This is a genomic window from Mycolicibacterium sp. lyk4-40-TYG-92 (genome assembly GCF_030209435.1).
Taxonomy (GTDB): domain Bacteria; phylum Actinomycetota; class Actinomycetes; order Mycobacteriales; family Mycobacteriaceae; genus Mycobacterium.
On record NZ_JARVRX010000025.1, the window covers coordinates 1 to 18,600 of the forward strand.

Annotated in this window: 21 protein-coding genes and 1 pseudogene; 11 read left to right on the forward strand and 11 right to left on the reverse strand. The window is 68.7% G+C overall.

Features of this window, described 5'->3' with window-relative positions; translation table 11 throughout:
• From QRN63_RS27350 to pdxH, 3 genes are all read right to left on the reverse strand, one after another.
• A partial coding sequence (locus tag QRN63_RS27350) for a hypothetical protein (protein ID WP_285034142.1) occupies window positions 1-105 on the reverse strand: 105 nt, incomplete at its 3' end.
• Window positions 106-226: 121 nt separating this feature from the next.
• Window positions 227-1,498 (reverse strand): MFS transporter, encoded by a 1,272-nt coding sequence (locus QRN63_RS27355; protein ID WP_285034143.1) that lies wholly within the window; start codon window positions 1,496-1,498, stop codon window positions 227-229.
• Window positions 1,495-2,178 (reverse strand): pyridoxamine 5'-phosphate oxidase, encoded by a 684-nt coding sequence (gene pdxH, locus QRN63_RS27360; RefSeq protein ID WP_285034092.1) that lies wholly within the window; start codon window positions 2,176-2,178, stop codon window positions 1,495-1,497. The genes QRN63_RS27355 and pdxH overlap by 4 nt, the downstream gene beginning before the upstream one ends.
• 19 nt (window positions 2,179-2,197) lie before the next feature.
• Between pdxH and QRN63_RS27365 the strand changes: the two are divergent.
• From QRN63_RS27365 to QRN63_RS27375, 3 genes and pseudogenes are all read left to right on the forward strand, one after another.
• A pseudogene (locus tag QRN63_RS27365) lies at window positions 2,198-2,816 on the forward strand (maleylpyruvate isomerase N-terminal domain-containing protein).
• Window positions 2,817-2,871: 55 nt separating this feature from the next.
• Window positions 2,872-4,014 carry a citrate synthase 2 gene (locus tag QRN63_RS27370; RefSeq protein WP_267315761.1) on the forward strand — a complete coding sequence of 381 codons (1,143 nt, stop codon included), beginning with the start codon at window positions 2,872-2,874 and terminating at the stop codon, window positions 4,012-4,014.
• 99 nt (window positions 4,015-4,113) lie between these two features.
• A complete protein-coding gene (locus tag QRN63_RS27375; RefSeq protein WP_020098902.1) occupies window positions 4,114-4,566 on the forward strand; it encodes a VOC family protein in 453 nt (150 codons plus the stop codon).
• A 48-nt stretch (window positions 4,567-4,614) separates the two neighbouring features.
• Here QRN63_RS27375 and QRN63_RS27380 read toward each other — a convergent pair whose 3' ends face one another.
• Complete coding sequence (locus QRN63_RS27380; protein ID WP_285034095.1) at window positions 4,615-6,291, reverse strand: FAD-dependent oxidoreductase; 1,677 nt, start codon at window positions 6,289-6,291, stop codon at window positions 4,615-4,617.
• A 15-nt stretch (window positions 6,292-6,306) separates the two neighbouring features.
• Window positions 6,307-7,323, reverse strand: coding sequence for an AurF N-oxygenase family protein (locus QRN63_RS27385; RefSeq protein WP_285034096.1), 1,017 nt, complete (start codon window positions 7,321-7,323; stop codon window positions 6,307-6,309).
• 205 nt (window positions 7,324-7,528) lie between these two features.
• Between QRN63_RS27385 and serC the strand changes: the two genes are divergently transcribed.
• Both serC and sepH read left to right on the forward strand, forming a co-directional pair.
• On the forward strand, window positions 7,529-8,635 hold the full coding sequence (gene serC, locus QRN63_RS27390; RefSeq protein ID WP_285034097.1) for a phosphoserine transaminase: 1,107 nt from the start codon (window positions 7,529-7,531) through the stop codon (window positions 8,633-8,635).
• 127 nt (window positions 8,636-8,762) lie between these two features.
• Window positions 8,763-9,692: a septation protein SepH gene (sepH, locus tag QRN63_RS27395; RefSeq protein ID WP_285034098.1), complete on the forward strand. Its 930-nt coding sequence runs from the start codon at window positions 8,763-8,765 to the stop codon at window positions 9,690-9,692.
• 61 nt (window positions 9,693-9,753) lie between these two features.
• Here sepH and QRN63_RS27400 read toward each other — a convergent pair whose 3' ends face one another.
• The 3 genes from QRN63_RS27400 to QRN63_RS27410 are packed head-to-tail and all read right to left on the reverse strand — an operon-like array spanning window position 9,754 to window position 11,319.
• Entirely contained in the window at window positions 9,754-10,029 is a 276-nt protein-coding gene (locus QRN63_RS27400) for a DUF2537 domain-containing protein (RefSeq protein ID WP_267315767.1), read from the reverse strand.
• A gap of 10 nt (window positions 10,030-10,039) precedes the next feature.
• Window positions 10,040-10,891 (reverse strand): TrmH family RNA methyltransferase, encoded by an 852-nt coding sequence (locus tag QRN63_RS27405; protein ID WP_285034101.1) that lies wholly within the window; start codon window positions 10,889-10,891, stop codon window positions 10,040-10,042.
• On the reverse strand, window positions 10,888-11,319 hold the full coding sequence (locus tag QRN63_RS27410) for an Rv0880 family HTH-type transcriptional regulator (protein WP_267315769.1): 432 nt from the start codon (window positions 11,317-11,319) through the stop codon (window positions 10,888-10,890). Before QRN63_RS27410 ends, QRN63_RS27405 begins: the two co-directional genes overlap by 4 nt.
• A 41-nt stretch (window positions 11,320-11,360) precedes the next feature.
• Between QRN63_RS27410 and QRN63_RS27415 the strand changes: the two genes are divergently transcribed.
• Together QRN63_RS27415 and QRN63_RS27420 are read left to right on the forward strand one after the other, a co-directional pair.
• Window positions 11,361-11,627 (forward strand): DUF2530 domain-containing protein, encoded by a 267-nt coding sequence (locus tag QRN63_RS27415; protein WP_267315770.1) that lies wholly within the window; start codon window positions 11,361-11,363, stop codon window positions 11,625-11,627.
• A 29-nt stretch (window positions 11,628-11,656) separates the two neighbouring features.
• Entirely contained in the window at window positions 11,657-12,121 is a 465-nt protein-coding gene (locus QRN63_RS27420) for an SRPBCC family protein (protein WP_267315771.1), read from the forward strand.
• Here QRN63_RS27420 and QRN63_RS27425 read toward each other — a convergent pair.
• Window positions 12,118-12,819 carry a DUF3027 domain-containing protein gene (locus QRN63_RS27425; protein ID WP_267316632.1) on the reverse strand — a complete coding sequence of 234 codons (702 nt, stop codon included), beginning with the start codon at window positions 12,817-12,819 and terminating at the stop codon, window positions 12,118-12,120. The two genes, QRN63_RS27420 and QRN63_RS27425, sit on opposite strands and share 4 nt — an antisense overlap.
• Before the next feature lie 417 nt (window positions 12,820-13,236).
• Between QRN63_RS27425 and QRN63_RS27430 the strand changes: the two genes are divergently transcribed.
• Together QRN63_RS27430 and QRN63_RS27435 are read left to right on the forward strand one after the other, a co-directional pair.
• Window positions 13,237-14,976, forward strand: coding sequence for an MFS transporter (locus QRN63_RS27430; protein ID WP_285034104.1), 1,740 nt, complete (start codon window positions 13,237-13,239; stop codon window positions 14,974-14,976).
• Window positions 14,973-15,455, forward strand: a complete 483-nt coding sequence (locus tag QRN63_RS27435; protein ID WP_267315773.1) for a DUF2771 domain-containing protein — start codon at window positions 14,973-14,975, stop codon at window positions 15,453-15,455. Before QRN63_RS27430 ends, QRN63_RS27435 begins: the two co-directional genes overlap by 4 nt.
• 4 nt (window positions 15,456-15,459) lie before the next feature.
• Here QRN63_RS27435 and QRN63_RS27440 read toward each other — a convergent pair whose 3' ends face one another.
• A complete protein-coding gene (locus tag QRN63_RS27440; protein WP_285034105.1) occupies window positions 15,460-16,461 on the reverse strand; it encodes a glutathione S-transferase family protein in 1,002 nt (333 codons plus the stop codon).
• Between the two features lie 83 nt (window positions 16,462-16,544).
• Window positions 16,545-16,955, reverse strand: coding sequence for a cold-shock protein (locus tag QRN63_RS27445; RefSeq protein ID WP_267315775.1), 411 nt, complete (start codon window positions 16,953-16,955; stop codon window positions 16,545-16,547).
• 149 nt (window positions 16,956-17,104) lie between these two features.
• Here QRN63_RS27445 and QRN63_RS27450 point away from each other — a divergent pair, with 149 nt between their 5' ends.
• Together QRN63_RS27450 and moaA are read left to right on the forward strand one after the other, a co-directional pair.
• A complete protein-coding gene (locus QRN63_RS27450; protein ID WP_285034108.1) occupies window positions 17,105-17,539 on the forward strand; it encodes a YccF domain-containing protein in 435 nt (144 codons plus the stop codon).
• The gene (moaA, locus tag QRN63_RS27455) at window positions 17,536-18,600 is read left to right on the forward strand and encodes a GTP 3',8-cyclase MoaA (RefSeq protein ID WP_285034109.1); all 1,065 of its coding nucleotides are present in this window, start codon (window positions 17,536-17,538) and stop codon (window positions 18,598-18,600) included. Before QRN63_RS27450 ends, moaA begins: the two co-directional genes overlap by 4 nt.

The window sequence follows — 18,600 nt, forward strand, 5'->3', positions numbered from 1 at the left end:
CTCGATGCCGTCCGAACCCTCGGTGGCATTCACGATCTTCAGATCGATCTCGCCCCCGGGATACCGGAGGTTGGCTACGTCGTCAGAGCTGGAGGTGTCGGCCACTTGAACCCCTTTTGCGGTGTCGACCTTTTGCGGTGTCGGCAGGTGAAACGTCCGGAACAAGACGGTAGTCGTTAAGAGAACTATGTGCTTGCTCGGGTCGCCGTAACCCCGCTGTCAAGCATCAGTTGCGAGCCACCTGATAGCGCACGAACGCCGGTACCACCAGGACCGAGACGATGACGCCGACCACCACCAGCACGCCGCCGCCCGCCGCGGCCACCGTCGTCCCCACCACCGCGGCTGCCGCGCCGTGCACCGCGTCAGCAATCCGCGGGCCGCCCGCGACCACGACAGTGAAGACGCCCTGCAAACGGCCACGCAGCTCGTCCGATGCGGCTTCCTGCAGGATCGTGCTGCGGAACACCGCCGAGACCATGTCCGCCGCACCGCCGACGGCCAACAGCACCAGGGCGATCCAGAGGAATCCGTCGGGCCGGCCGGTGGCATGGCCGACCGCCAGCCCGAAGCCGGCCATGGCCGCACCCCACACCACGATCGAGACCACGACCGCCAGACCCTGCTTGCGGACCCGCGGCAGCCACCCCGAGAACACCCCGCCGGCCACGGCGCCGACCGCCATGGCCGCCGACAGCAGGGCCATCGCCGTCCCGCCCGCGACCGGTCCGCCGAAGTTCTCGTGGGCCATCTGCGGGAACAGCGCCCGCGGCATACCCAGGATCATCGCGATGAGGTCGACCACAAAAGACATGAGGACGACGCGGTTGCCCGACAGGTAGCGGAATCCGTCGAGCACGGCGGCGAAGCCCCAGCGTGACGTGTCGTCGTCGGGCGAGTGCTCGGGTGGCATCGGAGTGAGCCGGAACGTCGCCCAGATGGGCGCGATCGTGGTGAGGGCGTCGATGAAATACAGCGTCGACAGATCCACCCACCGCAGCAGTACGCCGGCCAGCAGCGGACCGACGATCGCGCCGGCCTGGAACACCGTCATGTTGAGCGAGTTGGCGGCGGGCAGCTGATCGGCAGGCAGCATCCGGGGGATCGCGGCCGAGCGGGTCGGTGAGTTGATCGCGTAGAACGCCTGCTGCACCGACAGCAGGCACAGCACCAGCCAGACGTTGTTGAGCCCGGCGGCGGCCTGCACCCACAACAGCACCGACGCGACAGCCAATCCGCAAGAGGCGATGATCAGCAGCCGCCGGCGGTCCATCGCGTCGGCCCACGCGCCGCCCCACAGGCCGAACACGATGAGCGGCACCACACTGAACACACCCGCCAGCCCGACATAGGCCGAGTTCTGCGTCAGCGCGTACAGCTGTACCGGCACCGCGAAGATCGTCAGGTTGGCCCCGATCACCGTGACGACGCTGGAGCCCCACAGGCGGCGGTAGTCGGGGTTGCGCAGCGGTGTGGTGTCGGCGATCAGGCCTCTCAGGGCTGGAGCCGTTCGATGCGGTCGCCGGTGATGCGAATCCTGTTGTGTACCCGGTTCTCTCGGCCCTGCCAGAACTCGATCACTTCCGGGGCAATGAGGTAGCCGCCCCAGTTCGGCGGCACCGGAACCTCCGGCACGTCGGCGAATCGCTCGGTCACGTCACGCAACTGTTCCAGCAGCGCGGCCCGCGAGGCAATCGATTTTGACTGGTGCGAAGCCCATGCCCCCAGCTGCGAACCCCGCGGCCGCTTCGACCAGTACTCGGCGGTGTGCTCCGCGTCGACCCTCGTCACCGCGCCGCGGATATGGATCTGACGGCCCAGCAGGTACCAGGGGAACGTCGCCGACGCGTAAGGCACCGCCGCCAGCTGCTCGCCCTTGTCGGAGTCGTAGTTGGTGTAGAACGAGACGCCCGTCTCTTCGATCGATTTGCACAGCACCGAACGGGTGACGGGGTGGCCCTGCGCATCGACGGTGCCCAGCACCATCGCGTTGGGTTCGGATACCCCGGCCTGCACGGCCTCGGCCATCCAGTCGCGGAACAGCGCCAGCCAGCCCCGGTTCAGCCAGTCGACGTCGAGGTCGACGCTGCCGTCCTTCTCTGTGGAGCCGTATTCGACCCGCATGCGGGCGAGATGATCACTGTGGTCGGACACCATGATCGGCGACGGTACGCCCATCCGGTGACACAATGCAGGCATGGCATCGGACGCACCGCGGGACCATGCAGTATTCGCCTCGGCGGCAACGGCTTTCGCGGACCTGGTGACACGGATCCCGGACCCGGCATGGGACGGTCCCGGGCTCGGCGACTGGGACCTGCGGGCGTTGGTGGGGCATACCTCACGGTCGCTGATCACCGTCAGCACCTACCTGCGGACACCGGCCGACCGCGAGGACGTGACCGGACCGGCGCACTACTACGCCCTGCTGCGCGGCTACGCCGCCGACAGCCCGGACATCGTCGAGCGCGGCCGGGAAGCCGGGCGCAATCTGGGCGCGGACCCGGCCGCCAAGGTCACCGACCTGCTGCACCGGGTGCTGACCGATCTGGACGCGGCCGGCGACCCTCTGATCACCGTGATCGGCGGCCTGGGCATCCGGCTGAGCAACTACCTGCCGACCCGGGTGTTCGAGCTCACGGTGCACAGTCGACATCGCACGCGCCACCGGAATCGACCTCACGCTGCCCGAGGAGGCCCTGCGCGAGGCCACCGTGCTGGCGGCGCAGATCGCGGCGCTGACCGGTCAGGCCGCAGCAGTGCTGCCGGCGCTCACCGGCCGCGGTGGTCTACCTGCCGGTTTCTCCGTGGTCTGACCGCTTGTTACCGGCCGGTAGCCCCGGGCTCATCGGCTAGTGGAACAATTTCGGCATGACAGAGGCAACGTCAGTGTCGACGCCGCAGATCCCCGAGGGCTTCGTCGCAGGCCTGGAAGGCGTCGTCGCCTTCACGACCGAGATCGCCGAACCGGACAAGGACGGCGGCGCCCTGCGCTACCGCGGCGTCGACATCGAGGACCTGGTGAGTCACCGCGTCACATTCGGTGACGTCTGGGCGCTGTTGGTGGACGGCGAGTTCGGCCGCGGCCTGCCGGCCGCCGAGCCCTTCCCACTGCACGTGCACTCGGGCGACGTCCGCGTCGACGTCCAGGCCGCGCTGCCGACGCTCGCGCCGATGTGGGGCTTCCAGCCGCTCCTCGACATCGATGACGACACCGCCCGCGACCAGCTGGCGAAGACGTCGGTGACGGCGCTGTCGTTCGTCGCGCAGTCGGCCCGCGGCATCTACAAACCCGCGGTGCCCCAGCACATCGTCGACGAATGCCCCACGGTGACGGCACGTTTCATGACCCGCTGGCAGGGCGAGCCGGATCCGCGGCACATCGAGGCCATCGACGCCTACTGGGTCAGCGCCGCCGAGCACGGCATGAATGCGTCCACCTTCACCGCGCGCGTCATCGCGTCCACCGGAGCCGACGTACCCGCGTCACTGTCGGGTGCCATCGGCGCCATGAGCGGGCCGCTGCACGGCGGCGCCCCGGCCCGCGTGCTGCCGATGATCGAGGAGACCGAGCGCACCGGCGATGCCCGCGCCGTGGTCAAGGGCATCCTGGACCGTAAGGACAAGCTCATGGGCTTCGGGCACCGGGTGTACCGCGCCGAGGACCCCCGCGCCCGCGTGCTGCGGGCCACCGCCAAGCGTCTCGACGCGCCCCGCTACGAGGCCGCCGCCGCGCTGGAACAGGCCGCCCTCGCCGAGCTGCGCGAGCGTCGTCCCGACCGGGCCATCGAGACCAATGTCGAGTTCTGGGCCGCGGTGATCCTGGACTTCGCCCAGGTGCCCAGCGCGATGATGCCCGCCATGTTCACCTGCGGCCGCACCGCGGGCTGGTGCGCCCACATCCTGGAGCAGAAGCGGCTGGGCAAGCTGGTCCGTCCGGCTGCCATCTACGTCGGCCCGCAGCCGCGCAGCGCGGACTCGGTGGCCGGCTGGGACAGCATCGCGCACAGCTGACACTTCGGGCTCGATTTCTTGTCACCGATGAGAAGTAGCGTTGGAGATGGTCATAACGAATGACCCCAATCAACGCAGTACCGCTCTGAGGAGAACAAGATGACCGAGTCCCAGACCTTCCTCGCCCCGCACCTCGTCGTCGGCGACGGCGCCGCTGCAATCGACTTCTACGTCAAGGCTTTTGGCGCCACCGAGCTCGGCCGGGTGCCCGGGCCCGACGGCAAGCTCATGCACGCCGCGCTGACCATCAACGGGTCGAACGTCTACCTCAACGACGACTTCCCGGAGATGTGTGGCGGCAAGTCACAGACCCCGACGGCCTTCGGCGGCACGCCCGTGACCATCCACCTGCAGGTGCCCGACGTCGACGCGGCATACCAGCGCGCCATCGATGCCGGCGCGCGCGAACTGATGGCCCCGCAGGACATGTTCTGGGGTGACCGCTACAGCCAGGTGGAGGACCCGTTCGGGCACCACTGGTCGCTGGCACAGACCGTGCGCGTCGTGAGCCCTGAGGAAATCGCCGAGGCGATGGCAGCCCAGCAGGGGTAGCGCTTCGGTCGTGATCCGTGACGCTGAGCGTCACGGATCACACCGAAATCAGGAGAAGGCGCCGAGCAGACGCTGACGCAGCGTCGGCTTCGGAGCGCCCGCGGCAGCGGCCAGCATGTCGGACACGTCGATGAACTTGTCCCTCGGCCGGTCGGCGCCGCCGCGCGCGATCTCGGCCGCATCGATGGCCCGCCACCCGGCCATGTCGACCACATCGGGCCGCCGGTCGCGGATGAGCTGTTGCAGCGCACCAGCTTTCGCGGTCGGCTCACTCAGGCGGCTGGCGTTGTAGTCGGAGACCAGCCGGTCGACTGTATGCGCCGCGCATGACTTGTTGGTGCCGATGAAGCCCGTCGGACCACGCTTGATCCAGCCCGCGACATAGCTACCGCGGACCGGGTTGCCGGTGGCCGGATCGATGACGCGGCCCTCGTCGTTGGGGACCACGCCCGCGGCGTCGTCGAACGGCAGACCACGAATTGCCTTGCCGTGGTAGCCGATTGACGTCAGGACGAGGCCGGCGTCGAGCTGACGGACCTCATCGGTACCCGTCACGGTGAACTCGATGCCGGTGACCTTGTCCGCGCCGAGCACCCGGGCCGGGGTCAGCTCGTAGGCCAACCGGATCCGCGGGCGGCTCGCCGGCGCCGAGCTGTCGGGCAGCTTGGCGAGGATCTCGAGCTTGTGGCGCGTCAGTGCGTCCGCCTCCGCTTCGAGATCCCGACGGACCAGTTCGTGGTCGGCGGCGTCGAGCACCACGTCGCACGTCGACGTCAGGCCGATCAACTCCGGCAGGGTGAACGCCGAGTGGATGGGGCCGCGCCGGGCCACGACGACCACCTCACGCACCTTCGAGTCGCGCAGGGCAGCCAGCGCGTGATCCGAAATGTCGGTGCGCGCCAACACATCCGGATCGGTGGTCAGGATGCGGGCCACGTCGAACGCGACGTTGCCGTTACCGATGATCACCGCCCGCTCGTGGCTCAGATCGACCGGCAGATGCGAGAACTCGGGGTGCCCGTTGTACCAGGCCACCACCTCGGTGGCGGTTCCGGTGCCCGGCAGCCCCATACCCTCGATGTCCAGACGCTTGTCGTTCGGCGCACCGACCGCGTACAGCACGGCGTGGTGGTGCTCGAGCAGCTCGGCGTGCGTGACGTCCCGTCCCACCTCGACATTGAGGTAGAAGTCGAGCCCGCGGCGCTTCGTGATCTGGTCGAACAACCGCGTCACCCCCTTGGTGCTCTGGTGGTCGGGGGCGACGCCGGCCCGCACCAGCCCGTAGGGCGTCGGCAGCTTCTCGAAGATGTTGACCCGGACCCCGCGCTGGGTCAGCAACTCGTCGGCGGCATACATGGCGGCCGGCCCGGAGCCGACGATCGCGACGCGCAGCGGACCGTGCGGCCGCTGGTCGACCGCCGGGGCGTCGGGCACCGGTGCCAGCTTGGACGTCGGCGGCAGCTTGCCCTCGTACTTCGGGTAGAAGGACGCGTTGAGCTCGATGAACGGCAGCTGAGCCTCGGTCAGCTTGGTGTCGGGCTTGATCGCGCCGACCGGGCAGGCTGTGATGCAGGCACCACAGTCCACGCAGGCAGCGGGATCGATGAACAGCATTTCGGCGGTAGCGAAACCCGGCTCGTCCGGGGACGGGTGAATACAGTTCACCGGGCATGCGAAGACGCATGAACCATCGCTACAGCACGACTGGGTGATGACGTGCGGCATGAGTTACCTAAATGTTCAGGCGGCGACCACGACGTGCTGACGCTGCGGCTCGCTGCGGTACCGGCTCGGCGGGCCGTCGATCTTGCAGATCTTCCACATGATCTTGGCCAGCGGGTTCATCAGACCGGTGTCGTACGCCAGCATGCGGACGTCGGAGAACATGTTCCGCAGGAACATGCGCGACTCGGGAGCGTCGAAGAACAGCTCGTCGCGCACCGAGCGCGGGATGTCGAACGTCTTCCAGAAGGCGCGCGGCGGCACCACGATGGCCGAGCACAGGACGCGCATGGTGACCGGCACGAACAGCGACAGCCAGAACTTCTTCCAGCGGCTCAGCTCAGGAACGCGCTTGTGCAGGTACTCGTGGGCGAACGAGATGTGCCGGGCTTCCTCGGCCACGTGGATGGCCATGACCCGCTCCATGATCGGGTGCAGTTCGGTGCCCTCGCGCAGGATGTTCTTCTGCGTGTGGTCGATGGGCTCTTCCCCGGCGAGCACGCCGAAGAAGAACGGGATGGGCGCCGGGCCGGCGGCCAGCGGGATCAGCGGCTGAATCCACTTGAGCAGCTTCGGCATGCCCGGGACGTCAACCCCCATGTGGTTGACCATCTCCTGGAACATCAGGGTGTGGTTGCCCTCTTCGATGGCCTCGTGGGTGCAGTAGCGGAACTCGGGCGATCCGTTCGGAACCCAGAACGCGTACTCCATCAGGCCGCGGATCAGGATGTTCTCGAAGTGCAGGCCGACCTTGGCGACGTTGGCTTGGCGCCACATGCCGATCTCGATCTGACGTTCCTGCGACTGCGCCCGGTACCAGGGGTGGCCGCCCAGCGGGTCGGTCTCGGGGAGGATCCAGCGCGGGTCGTTCGGCACGACCGCGAATTCGGGAGAGTCCCAGGCGATGTCCTGGTACGGGTTGAAGTTGCGCCGCACCGACCCCTCGGACAGCGTGGCGAGCTTCTCGACGTAGACCTGGTCGTCAAGGACGTCCATGTTCCGACGCCAGCGACGGATCATGCGGGTACGAGCCATTTCGAGCCTCCCAAGGCTGTTATGTCAGCTTTACAATCGGCTGTCTTGTGTCGAACGGTACCGCAGGTATCACCTATAGACTAGTGCCCGCCGTCACACATCTGGACACCTAATGTGACGGTGATCACATCTACCGGTAGAACCGTCGGACCTGCAGCCGGATCCCCACGACACCGGCCGTCGACCTGCAACTACGCTGACACCCATGGCTGAGCTCACCATCCCCGCCGACATCAAGCCCGCCGACGGACGCTTCGGCTGCGGCCCGTCCAAGGTTCGCCCCGAGCAGCTGACAGCGCTGGCCGCCGCCGGCGACCTCTTCGGCACCTCGCATCGCCAGGCCCCCGTCAAGAACCTGGTCGGCCGTGTGCGCGAAGGCGTCAAGCAACTGTTCTCCACCCCCGACGGCTACGAGGTCATCCTCGGCAATGGCGGCTCGACCGCGTTCTGGGATGCCGCCGCATTCGGCCTGATCGACAAGCGCTCCCTGCACCTCACCTACGGCGAGTTCAGCAGCAAGTTCGCCTCGTGCGTCGCCAAGAACCCGTTCGTCGGCGACCCGATCGTCGTCAAGGCCGACGCCGGCAGCGCGCCCGCGGTGCAGTCCGACCCCGACGTCGACGTCGTGGCGTGGGCCCACAACGAGACCTCGACGGGTGTCGCGGTGCCGATCCAGCGCCCCGCCGGTGATGCGCTCGTCGCGATCGACGCCACCTCGGCCGCCGGCGGCCTGCCGGTCAACATCGCCGACACCGACGCCTATTACTTCGCGCCGCAGAAGAACTTCGCGTCCGACGGTGGCCTGTGGATCGCAGTGATGAGCCCGGCCGCGCTGGCCCGCGTCGAGCAGATCGCCGCCACCGGCCGCTGGGTGCCCGACTTCCTGTCGCTGCCCATCGCGGTGGAGAACAGCCTCAAGGACCAGACCTACAACACCCCGGCCATCGCGACCCTGATCCTGCTCGCCGAGCAACTGGATTGGCTCAATGGCAACGGCGGCCTGGACTGGGCCGTGAAGCGCACCGCCGACTCGTCGCAGCGGCTGTACTCATGGGCCGAGTCGCGGCCGTTCACCACCCCGTTCGTCGCCGACCCGGCGCTGCGTTCCCAGGTGGTCGGCACCATCGACTTCAACGACGACGTGGACGCCGCCGCGGTCGCAAAGGTGTTGCGCGCCAACGGAATCGTCGACACCGAGCCGTACCGCAAGCTGGGCCGCAATCAGCTGCGCGTGGCCATGTTCCCGGCCATCGATCCCGACGACGTCAGCGCGCTGACGGCGTGCGTCGACTGGGTCGTGGAAAGGCTCTGATCGCCACCCTGACATGGCCACCGAGGCGCGCAGCTCACAACGAGCTGCGCGCCTCGGTGTGTCAGAAGGGTTACGAGTCGATAACACGCTAGGGTGAGCCGTTAAGCCGCGTCCTAGGAGGTCACCAATGAGGGAACTCAAGGTCGTCGGACTCGACGCCGACGGCAAGCGCATCATCTGCGAAACCGCCGACACCGCCGAGAAATTCGTGGTGCGCGTCGACAATCGACTCAAGGCCGCCGTCCGCGGCGACCGGGCCGCCAGCAACCAGACGCAAATCGAAGTCGAGGTCGAGGTGCCCAACTCCCTGCGCCCCCGTGACATCCAGTCCCGCATCCGGGCCGGCGCCTCCGTCGAGCAGCTCGCCGCGGCGTCGGGCGTGAGCCCGGAGCGCATCATGCGCTTCGCCCACCCGGTGCTGCTGGAGCGGTCCCGCGCCGCCGAGCTCGCCAGCGCGTCGCACCCGATCCTGCCGGACGGCCCGTCGGTGCTGACCCTGCTCGAGACGGTGACCGGCGCCCTGATCTCCCGCGGCCTCGACCCCGAGGCGACCAAGTGGGACGCCTGGCGCAACGAGGACAGCCGGTGGACCGTGCAGTTCGGCTGGAAGGCCGGACGTTCGGACAACGTCGCGCACTTCCGGTTCAGCCCCGGCGCCCACGGCGGCACCACCACCGCCTTCGACGACGCCGCCACCGAGCTGATCGATCCGAACTACACCCGTCCGGCCCTGCGGTCGGTCGCACCGCTCGCGCAACTGCATTTCGAGGAATCGGTCGCCGAAATCCCGCTGCCCGCCCCGCAGCCGGAACCCGCGCCCGCTCCGAAGCCCGCACCCGCCCCGGTCGTCGTCATGACACCGGCCCAGGCCGCTCCGCCGATGCCCGCCGCGCCGGTGGCACCGCCGGCCCCCGAGCCCATCCCGGTGCCGGAGCCGGCGGCCGTCGTCGAGACCCCCGAGCCGGCCGCGCCCGCGGCGCGTCCGCGCAAGAAGAAGCCCGAGATTCCGGCGTGGGAAGACGTCCTGCTGGGCGTGCGGGCCAACGGCCAGCGCTGACCCTGCACTGAAGGCCTTCGCTACTCGTACTTTTGCGCCGTAGTTACCGGGTCAACGCAAGTTAACGGCCCAGCGCGAGCGCGAGCGTTGCGATCCAGCCCAGCGCCACGCCGACACCGGCGCCCCAGACGAACCAGCGCCATACCGGGCGCACGCGCCAGGCCCACACCGTCGGGGCCAGGCCCCCGACCGCGACCGCGTTCAACCCGACCGCCAGCAGCGGATGCACCCGCAGCAGCCCGAGGGACAGGACGATGATGGCGCCGGCCGTCACCGCGGCGACGAACGCCGACACCGTCAGTCCGGTGCCCCAGGGCGTCTGCGACGGTGTCGTCATCTGAGCCAATCTAGCCCGCCGCCCGGGCACGTTCGTAGAACGCCAGCGCGGCGGCCGTGGCGACGTTCAGCGAGTCGGTGCCCCGGGACATCGGGATGCGCGCCCGCACCTCGCAGGCCCGCATGGTGTGTTCGGTGAGCCCGGGGCCTTCCGCTCCGACGAGCACACCGACTTTCTCGCCGGCCAGCGGCGCGAGAGCGTCGGCCAGCGGCACCGACCCTTCCCCCGGCGTCATGGCGATCAAGTGAAAGCCGTTGTCCTGCATCAACTTCAGATCGCCCGGCCAGGACTCGGCGCGGGCATAGGGCACCAACAGGGCGTGGCCCATCGACACCCGGACCGCGCGCCGGTACAACGGGTCGGCGCACCCGGCGCCGAACACCACCGCGTCGACGTCGAGGCCCGCGGCATTGCGGAAGATCGAGCCGAGGTTCTCGTGGTCGTTGACGCCCTCGAGCACGGCGACGGTCCGGGCGCCCTGCAGCACCTCGGGCACCGACAGTTCGGCGGGCCGGGGTGCCGCGGCCAGCACGCCGCGGTTGAGATGGAAGCCGACGACCTCGGCCATCACCTCGGCACTGGCGCGGTAGTAGGGCACGCCACAGCCGGCCAGGTCGGCGGACAGTTCGCGGAGCCGGCGATCGGTGCCGAGGAACGCGCGCGGACTGAACCGCGACGCCAGCATGCGCTGTGCCACCAACACGCCCTCGGCGATCACCAGCCCCTTGCCGGACGGCAGGTCGGGCCGGCGGTCCACGCTGTTGAGGTCGCGAAAGTCGTCGAGCCGGGGATCGGCGGGGTCGGTGACGTCCTCGACGATGACGTCGTCCCGCACGTCGTCGAGCTCCGGTGCGGCACTCACTGCGCTTCGTCGATGATCGCGAACATCAGGTCCGCCGCGGCCAGCAAGGTCGCGCGGTCCTCCTGCGTCAGCTTCTCGAGCCGACCCTGCAGCCATTCCATGCCGGCCCGGCGCTCGGCCTCGAACAACTCGTCGCCGGCCGGGGACACCGCGACGAGCACCTGGCGCCGATCGTCCGGATGCGAACTGCGTTTCACCAGCCCCAGTTCGACCAGCGACGCGATGACGCGCGTCATCGACGGTGGCCGCACCCGCTCCCGGGTGGCCAGCGCGCCCGGCGTCATCGGACCGTCCTTCGCGAGCGTGGCCAGGGCCGACAACTGCGTCAGGGACACCGGGGAATCCGGGCGACGGAATCGCAACTGTCGCGCCAACCGCACGACGGCCAGCGACAGGTCATTGGCCAAGCGGTCATCGGCGTCCGTCACGAGCAGATAGCGTACCGATGGATCGACTAGCGTTAGAGGAGATGGCCACGCCCGCGCACGAACATCCGGCAGAACCCGTTCCGCCGGCTCTCCCCGACCGCCTCCTGGACCCGGTTCCGGTGATCGTGGTGATCGCCGTCGGCTGGCTGGTGGCGGTGGCGCTGGCCTTCACCGTCGCGGCCCTGCACGACTGGCGACCGGTGACCGTCGCGGGGCTCTGTGTCGGAGTACTGGGCACCTCTATATTCCTGTGGCAACGCAGCGCGGCCCGCCGCGGCGCACGAGGTGCCCAACGCGGCCTGCGCTGACCACTCACGTCTCGACAAGGGAGAGCCCGATGGCTGGAGAAACACCTCTGCTGCAGGCAGACGTCACCATCAACGCGCCGGCGGCCAAGGTCTGGGCCTTGATCTCCGATCTCGACAACATGCCCAAGTGGAGCCCGCAGTGTCGGGTGATGAAGGCGGTCGGCAGCGTCAAGGTCGGCACCAAGACCGTCAACGTCAACCGTCGTGGCGCGCTCTTCTGGCCGACGACCGCGACCGTCACCGCACTCGATCCGCAGAAGAAGCTGTCGTTCCGGGTCAACACCAACAACACCGAGTGGACCTACGACCTCGAGCCCGCAGACACCGGCACCAAAGTCACCGTCAGCCGGCACGCGGAGGCCGTGAAACCGATCTCCAGCACGCTGATCAACCGCTTCATGGGCGGAGTCCCGTGCTTCGAGCAGGAACTGGTCGAGGGCATGAAGACCTCGCTCAGCCGGCTCAAGGCCGCCGCCGAGGCCACCTCGAACTAGGTACCGAGGTCGAGCACGCCGTCGTCGAAAGGCTCGAAGGCCGGTGAGCCGATCGGCTCGGGCGGCGGCGTGTCCGAGTGGGCGCCACAGCCGTACTCCGCCGACACCACGCGGCCGTCGGCCGACAGTTCGTTGGCGCAGACACCGAACACCAGGCCCAGCGACCCGGACAACGGCACGTAGAAACCGCAGCCCCGGCAGGTCCGGCGGGTGGCCCGCGCCATGGCGGCATTCGGGCCGAAGTCGCCGTCCTGCCAGCGCTGCGCGGCGTCCGTTCGGCCCCAGTCGCTGAGCACCTGCTTGCGGCCGAACCCGACCTCGGCAGCGACCTCATCCCACTCGGGATCACCGGACGCCAGGTAACCGGGCACCAATCGAGGATCGTTGGGCGGCGGCGCCAGCAGATCACCCGGGCTCAGATCACCCGGCTGCACGCGCTCATGCCACGGCACCCACTGCGGGGCCAGCAGCGCATCCGGTCCCGGCACCAGGACCACTTCGCTGACGGTGGTGTGGTCGGCGCCCGGATAGGTCGCCAGCACCACGGCCCACTGCCAGCCGTGGTAGCCGGGCATCGAAGCGAGGAAACGATGGGTGACGGACGCCGGGTCGTCGAAGCTGGCGCCCAAGTAGTCACCGACAACGCCCTCGCCGCTGAACTCGACGATCGCGGCGCGGGCCTGATCGACCGCGCCCATCAGGATCGGGGTCAGGTCGGGTAGGTCGGCTTCTTCTTCGACAGCCGCCTCGGCTTCAGGGGCCACTTCGGTCGCGGGCGCCCCGGTCTCCAGAGCCGGGGCCTCGTCGACGGCGGCGGCCTCGGCAGCCGGGGCCTCGTCGGCGGCCTGCGGCTGCGGCTCATCGACGGTCTCGGGCACGTCGGCGGATTCCGCCGCCTCGACGGGAGTTTCGTCGGCGTCGACGGATTCCGCGGCGGCTTCAGGGGTCGGCACCTCGACCGGCGCCTCGGTCGGCGTCGACTCGTCCGGCGTCACGGCTGCCGATTCGGTGTCATTGGGCATGTCCATCGTGATCAATACTGCCTGACCACCCAGGACAAGGCCACACCGCCTGCCTGCGCGCCGCCGTCGCCCGCATGGGGAACAATCGTGCTCATGAGCGGACCGCGGGATGCCGGGAGGTCGGAGGATCCCCGCTACTACCCGCCGCGCCCACCGCGCCGCGATGACGAAGAGCATCCGGGCATGGCCAATTACCCGAGCGATCCTGGTCATTCCCGCCGACGGCCGCCGCCGCGGGGGTCGTCGTCGCACAGCGACAACCGCTGGTTGCCGCCGCTCGATGATGATCACCACGACGGTCACGGCTACGACCGTGGATACGACGACGACCATGACGACCGGCGCCGCGACGACGACCGGCGCCGCGGCCCCGCGGGCGGCGAGAAGATCACCGTCACCCGCGCCGCCGCGCAGCGCAGCCGCGAGATGGGCACCAAGGTGTACGGGCTGGTGCACCGCGCCGCGACCGCCGACGGCGCCGACAAATCCGGCCTGACGGCGCTGACCTGGCCCGTCGTGGCGAATAACGCGCTCGATGCGGCGATGGGCATCGCACTGGCCAACACGCTGTTCTTCGCGGCGGCCTCAGGCGAGTCCAAGAGCAAGGTGGCCCTGTACCTACTCATCACCATCGCGCCGTTCGCGGTGATCGCCCCGCTGATCGGGCCCGCCCTGGACCGCGTGCAGCACGGCCGCCGCGTCGCCCTCGCGGTGTCGTTCGCGCTGCGCGTGGTGCTCGCGCTGGTGCTGATCGGCAACTACGACGGCGCCACCGGCAGCTATCCGCCTTGGGTGCTGTACCCGTGCGCGCTGGGCATGATGGTCCTGTCCAAATCCTTCAGCGTGCTGCGCAGCGCCGTGACGCCGCGGGTGCTGCCACCGACGATCGATCTGGTCCGGGTCAACTCCCGTCTCACCATGTTCGGACTGCTCGGCGGAACCGGGCTGGGTGGTGGCGTCGCGGCCGCATTCGAGTACACCTTCGGCCTGATGCATCTGCCGGGCGCGCTCTACGTCGTCGCCGTCGTGGCCGTCGCGGGCGCCGTCCTGACCATGCGCATCCCCAAGTGGGTCGAGGTCACCGAGGGTGAGGTGCCGGCGACGCTGTCGTATCACGCGCCGACCGAGCAGCTCCGGCATCCGCATCACGACAAATCTCCGCGACAGCCGTTGGGCCGCAACATCATCACGTCGCTGTGGGGCAACTGCACCATCAAGGTGCTCGTCGGATTCCTGTTCCTCTACCCCGCGTTCGTCGCCAAGTCGCATGACGCGGGTGCGTGGGAGCAGCTGAAGATCCTCGGCCTCATCGGCGCCGCCGCGGGCATCGGGAACTTCGCCGGCAACATCGCCAGTGCCCGGCTCAAACTGGGGCATCCCGCGCAGGTGGTCGTGCGCGCAACGGTCATCGTCACCGCTGCCGCCATCGCCGCCGCGGTGGCCGGCAACCTGATGGTGGCCGCTGCCGCCGCGCTGATCACCTCGGCCGCCACGGCGATCTCGAAGGCCTCGCTGGACGCCTCGCTGCAGCACGACCTGCCGGAGGCGTCGCGAGCGTCGGCCTTCGGCCGGTCCGAGTCGGTGCTGCAGCTGGCCTGGGTGATCGGCGGCGCCATCGGTGTGCTGATCTATACCGACCTCTGGGTGGGGTTCACCGCGGTCTGTGCCGTGTTGATCCCCGGACTGGCCCAGACACTGGTGAGCTACAACGGGGGCTCATTGATCCCGGGCTTCGGTGGCAACCGGCCCGTATTGGCTGAGCAGGAGGGCCCCTTGCCGGAACGACAGACCGATCCCACAGTGTCCCGCGGGGCGCGCCAAGGATGGATATGAAACGAGTTCTCGCGCTGTTGGCAGTGGTCGCGGTGTTGTCGGCGGCCGCCACGGGTGTCCTGGTCTGGCGGCTGACGCGGCACCAGGGCCCCAACTTCCCCGAGATCAGCGCCTTCTCCGACGGGCAGCTGACCCGGGTCGGGCCCTACCGCTACTGCGACGTCCACCTGAAGGCCTGCGACGTCCCCGCGACGACGGGCGAACTGCACGTCACGGCTAAGCACCCGATCCAGCTGTCCGTGCCGCAGCCGATCGCGCGGGCACCGTGGGTGCTCCTGCGCGCGTACGAGGACGGCGGTTCCACCGTCAGCGAGTTCCGGCCGAACCAGCGGCTGGCCGTGACCATCCCGACCGTCGACCCTCATCACGGCAAGCTGCTCGGACTGGCCGTTCAACTGCCCACTCTGGCAAGGGATTCCGACGGCAACGAGTTCCCGCTGCCGCACGCCGAATGGTCGGTGCGGACGGTCTGGCCCTGACCAGCTAGGCGCCGTGATCGGCAGGCACCTGCTCGCCGTCGCGAACCGGCCCGGGCGGCGTCCCGTCACCGAAAGGCCTGCCGCCCAAAGCTTCACGGCCGTGCGGCGTCAGCCAATTGGCCAGGTCCGGACCCTTCGGCACGATCTGCGTCGGATTGATGTCGGCGTGCACGATGTAGTAGTGCTGCTTGATCTGCACGAAGTCGACGGTGTCGCCGAAGCCCGGAGTCTGGAACAGGTCCCGGGCGTACGCCCACAGCACCGGCATCTCGGTGAGCTTGGACCGGTTGCACTTGAAGTGCCCGTGATAGACCGGGTCGAACCGGGCCAGTGTGGTGAACAGGCGCACGTCGGCCTCGGTGATGGTGTCCCCCACCAGATATCTTTGGCCGCTGAGCCTTTCGGTCAACCAGTCCAGCGCGGTGAACAGCCGGTCGTACGCGGCGTCGTAGGCCTCCTGTGACCCTGCGAACCCGCAGCGGTAGACGCCGTTGTTGACCTCGGTGTAGACGCGCTTGGCGACGGTGTCGATCTCGTCGCGCAGGTGCTCCGGGTACAGCTGCGGCGCGCCTTCGCGGTGATACGCCGACCATTCGGTCGACAGGTCCAGCGTCAGCTGTGCGAAGTCGTTGGTCACGACCGCACCGGTGGGCACGTCGACGATCGCGGGCACCGTGATGCCCTTGGGGTAGTTCGGGTCGCGCTTGAAGTACGCGTCCTGCAGCCGCGGGATTTTCAGCACCGGGTCGACACCACCGGGGTCCAGGTCGAACGTCCAGCTGCGCTGGTCGTGCGTCGGACCGCAAAAGCCAATGGAGAGAACATCTTCCAGGCCCAGCAGCCGGCGGACGATGATGGCGCGGTTGGCCCAGGGACAGGCCCTGGCGACGATCAGCCGGTAGCGGCCGGGCTCCACGGGATACCCGTCACGGCCGTCGGCCGTTATCCGGGTGCTGAGGTAATTGGTGTCGCGGGTGAATTCAGAACCTGGGTTGACGTAGGTCACGTCCCCAGTCTGCCCGCCCAAAGTTGGCTTGTGTGCGAGAAATCAGCCGACTCTCGAACACAAGCCAACGTTCGGCGTGTGGATCAGGCGTCGAGTTCGCGAGCGACGGCCTTGACCACCTCGGACACCTTGCGGGCCGTCTTACGGTCGGGGTAGCGGCCCCGGCGCAGCTCTGACTGAACGACGTCCTCGAGGAGGGTGATCATGTCCGACACCATGCCGTGCAGCTCGTCGGGCGTGTGCTTGTGCTCGGGGGCGGCCGCCTCGCGACGGGTGCGCGACAGGCTCGGCGGCGGGTCGATCAGCTTGAGGCTCAGCGCCTGCGGGCCACGCCGTCCGGCAGCGACGCCGAACTCGACGCGCTGGCCGGCCTTGAGACCTTCGACCCCGTCGGGCAGCGCCGAAGACCGGACGTAGACGTCCTCGCCCTCTTCCTGAGAGAGGAAGCCGAAGCCCTTCTCCGTGTCGTACCACTTAACCCGGCCGCTTGGCACTGGTCTCACCTGCTCGTTCTCAACATGCGGTTACATAACGAAAGCGCCCCACCTCCGCAGGACGCGTTGCCGTTGATTCTACTCGGCCACCGCAGATCGCAGCATCCCTATTCCTCGGTAGGCTGAAGGCTCTATTTATAGGAGGTGACATGCGCCTGGTCCTGAACATCATCTGGCTGGTTTTCGGCGGCTTCTGGCTGGCGCTCGGTTACTTCCTCGCCGCGCTGATCTGCTTCATTCTCATCGTCACCATCCCGTTCGGCGTCGCCGCGGCCCGCATCGGCGTGTACGCGCTGTGGCCGTTCGGCCAGACGGTCGTCGACAAGCCCGGCCCGCGCCCGGGAGCGTTGGTCGGCAATGTGATCTGGCTGGTGTTGTGCGGCTGGTGGCTGGTGCTCGGCCACATCGCCACCGCCATCGCCCAGGCCCTCACCATCGTGGGTATCCCGCTGGCGCTGGCCAACCTCAAATTGATCCCGGTGTCACTGCTGCCGCTCGGCAAGCAGATCGTCCCGGTCGATGACACGCATACGGAACCAGCGTGGCCCACATCCTCCCGTCGCCTCGCTCACCCCGAACGATGACGCTCACGCCCCTCGGTCTCCCGACCATCGCGCGCCCTGTCGGTCCAGCTCCGGCCACCGGGCCATTGATCGACACGTTCGGTCGCGTCGCCGCCGACCTGCGGGTGTCGCTCACCGACCGCTGCAACCTGCGCTGTACCTATTGCATGCCGGCCGAGGGCCTGGACTGGCTGCCCGGCGCAGACCTGCTCACGCGCGACGAGCTCACGCGGCTGATCCGGGTGGCCGTCACCCGCCTGGGCATCACGGGCGTGCGGTTCACCGGCGGTGAACCACTGCTGTCGCCGCATTTGGAGGACGTCATCGCCGCGGCAGCAGCACTGCAGCCACGGCCGGCCATCGCCGTGACGACCAACGGCATCGGATTGGCCAAGCGCGCGGCAACACTGAAGAAGGCCGGGCTGAATCGCGTCAACGTCTCCCTCGACACCCTGGATCCGGACCGGTTCGCGGCCATCACCCGGCGCCGCCGGCTCCCCGAAGTCCTCGACGGCCTGGCCGCCGCCAAGGCTGCCGGCCTGAGTCCCGTCAAGGTCAACGCGGTGCTCGATCCGGAAACGGGGCTGGACGATGCGCCGGCGCTGTTGCGCTTCTGTCTGGAACACGGATACCAGCTGCGGATCATCGAACAGATGCCGCTCGATGCCGGGCACCACTGGCAGCGGGGTTCGGTCCTGCAGGCCGACCAGATTCTCACGGCGCTGCGGCGCGAATTCAGCTTGCGCCCGGACCCGGCGCCGCGGGGCTCGGCACCGGCCGAGCTCTGGCAGGTCGTCCACGACGGCGGCGCGGTGCTGGGCACCGTCGGCGTCATCGCGTCGGTATCCGCCGCGTTCTGCAGCACCTGCGACCGCACCCGGCTCACGGCCGACGGTCAGGTACGCAACTGTCTGTTCTCACAACAGGAGACGGATCTGCGGGCGTTGCTGCGAGGCGGAGCCGACGACGATGCGCTCGAGGCCGCCTGGCGGGCCGCGATGTGGGCCAAGGCCGCGGGCCATGGAATAAACGATCCGGGTTTCGTCCAGCCGGACCGCCCGATGAGTGCGATCGGCGGCTGA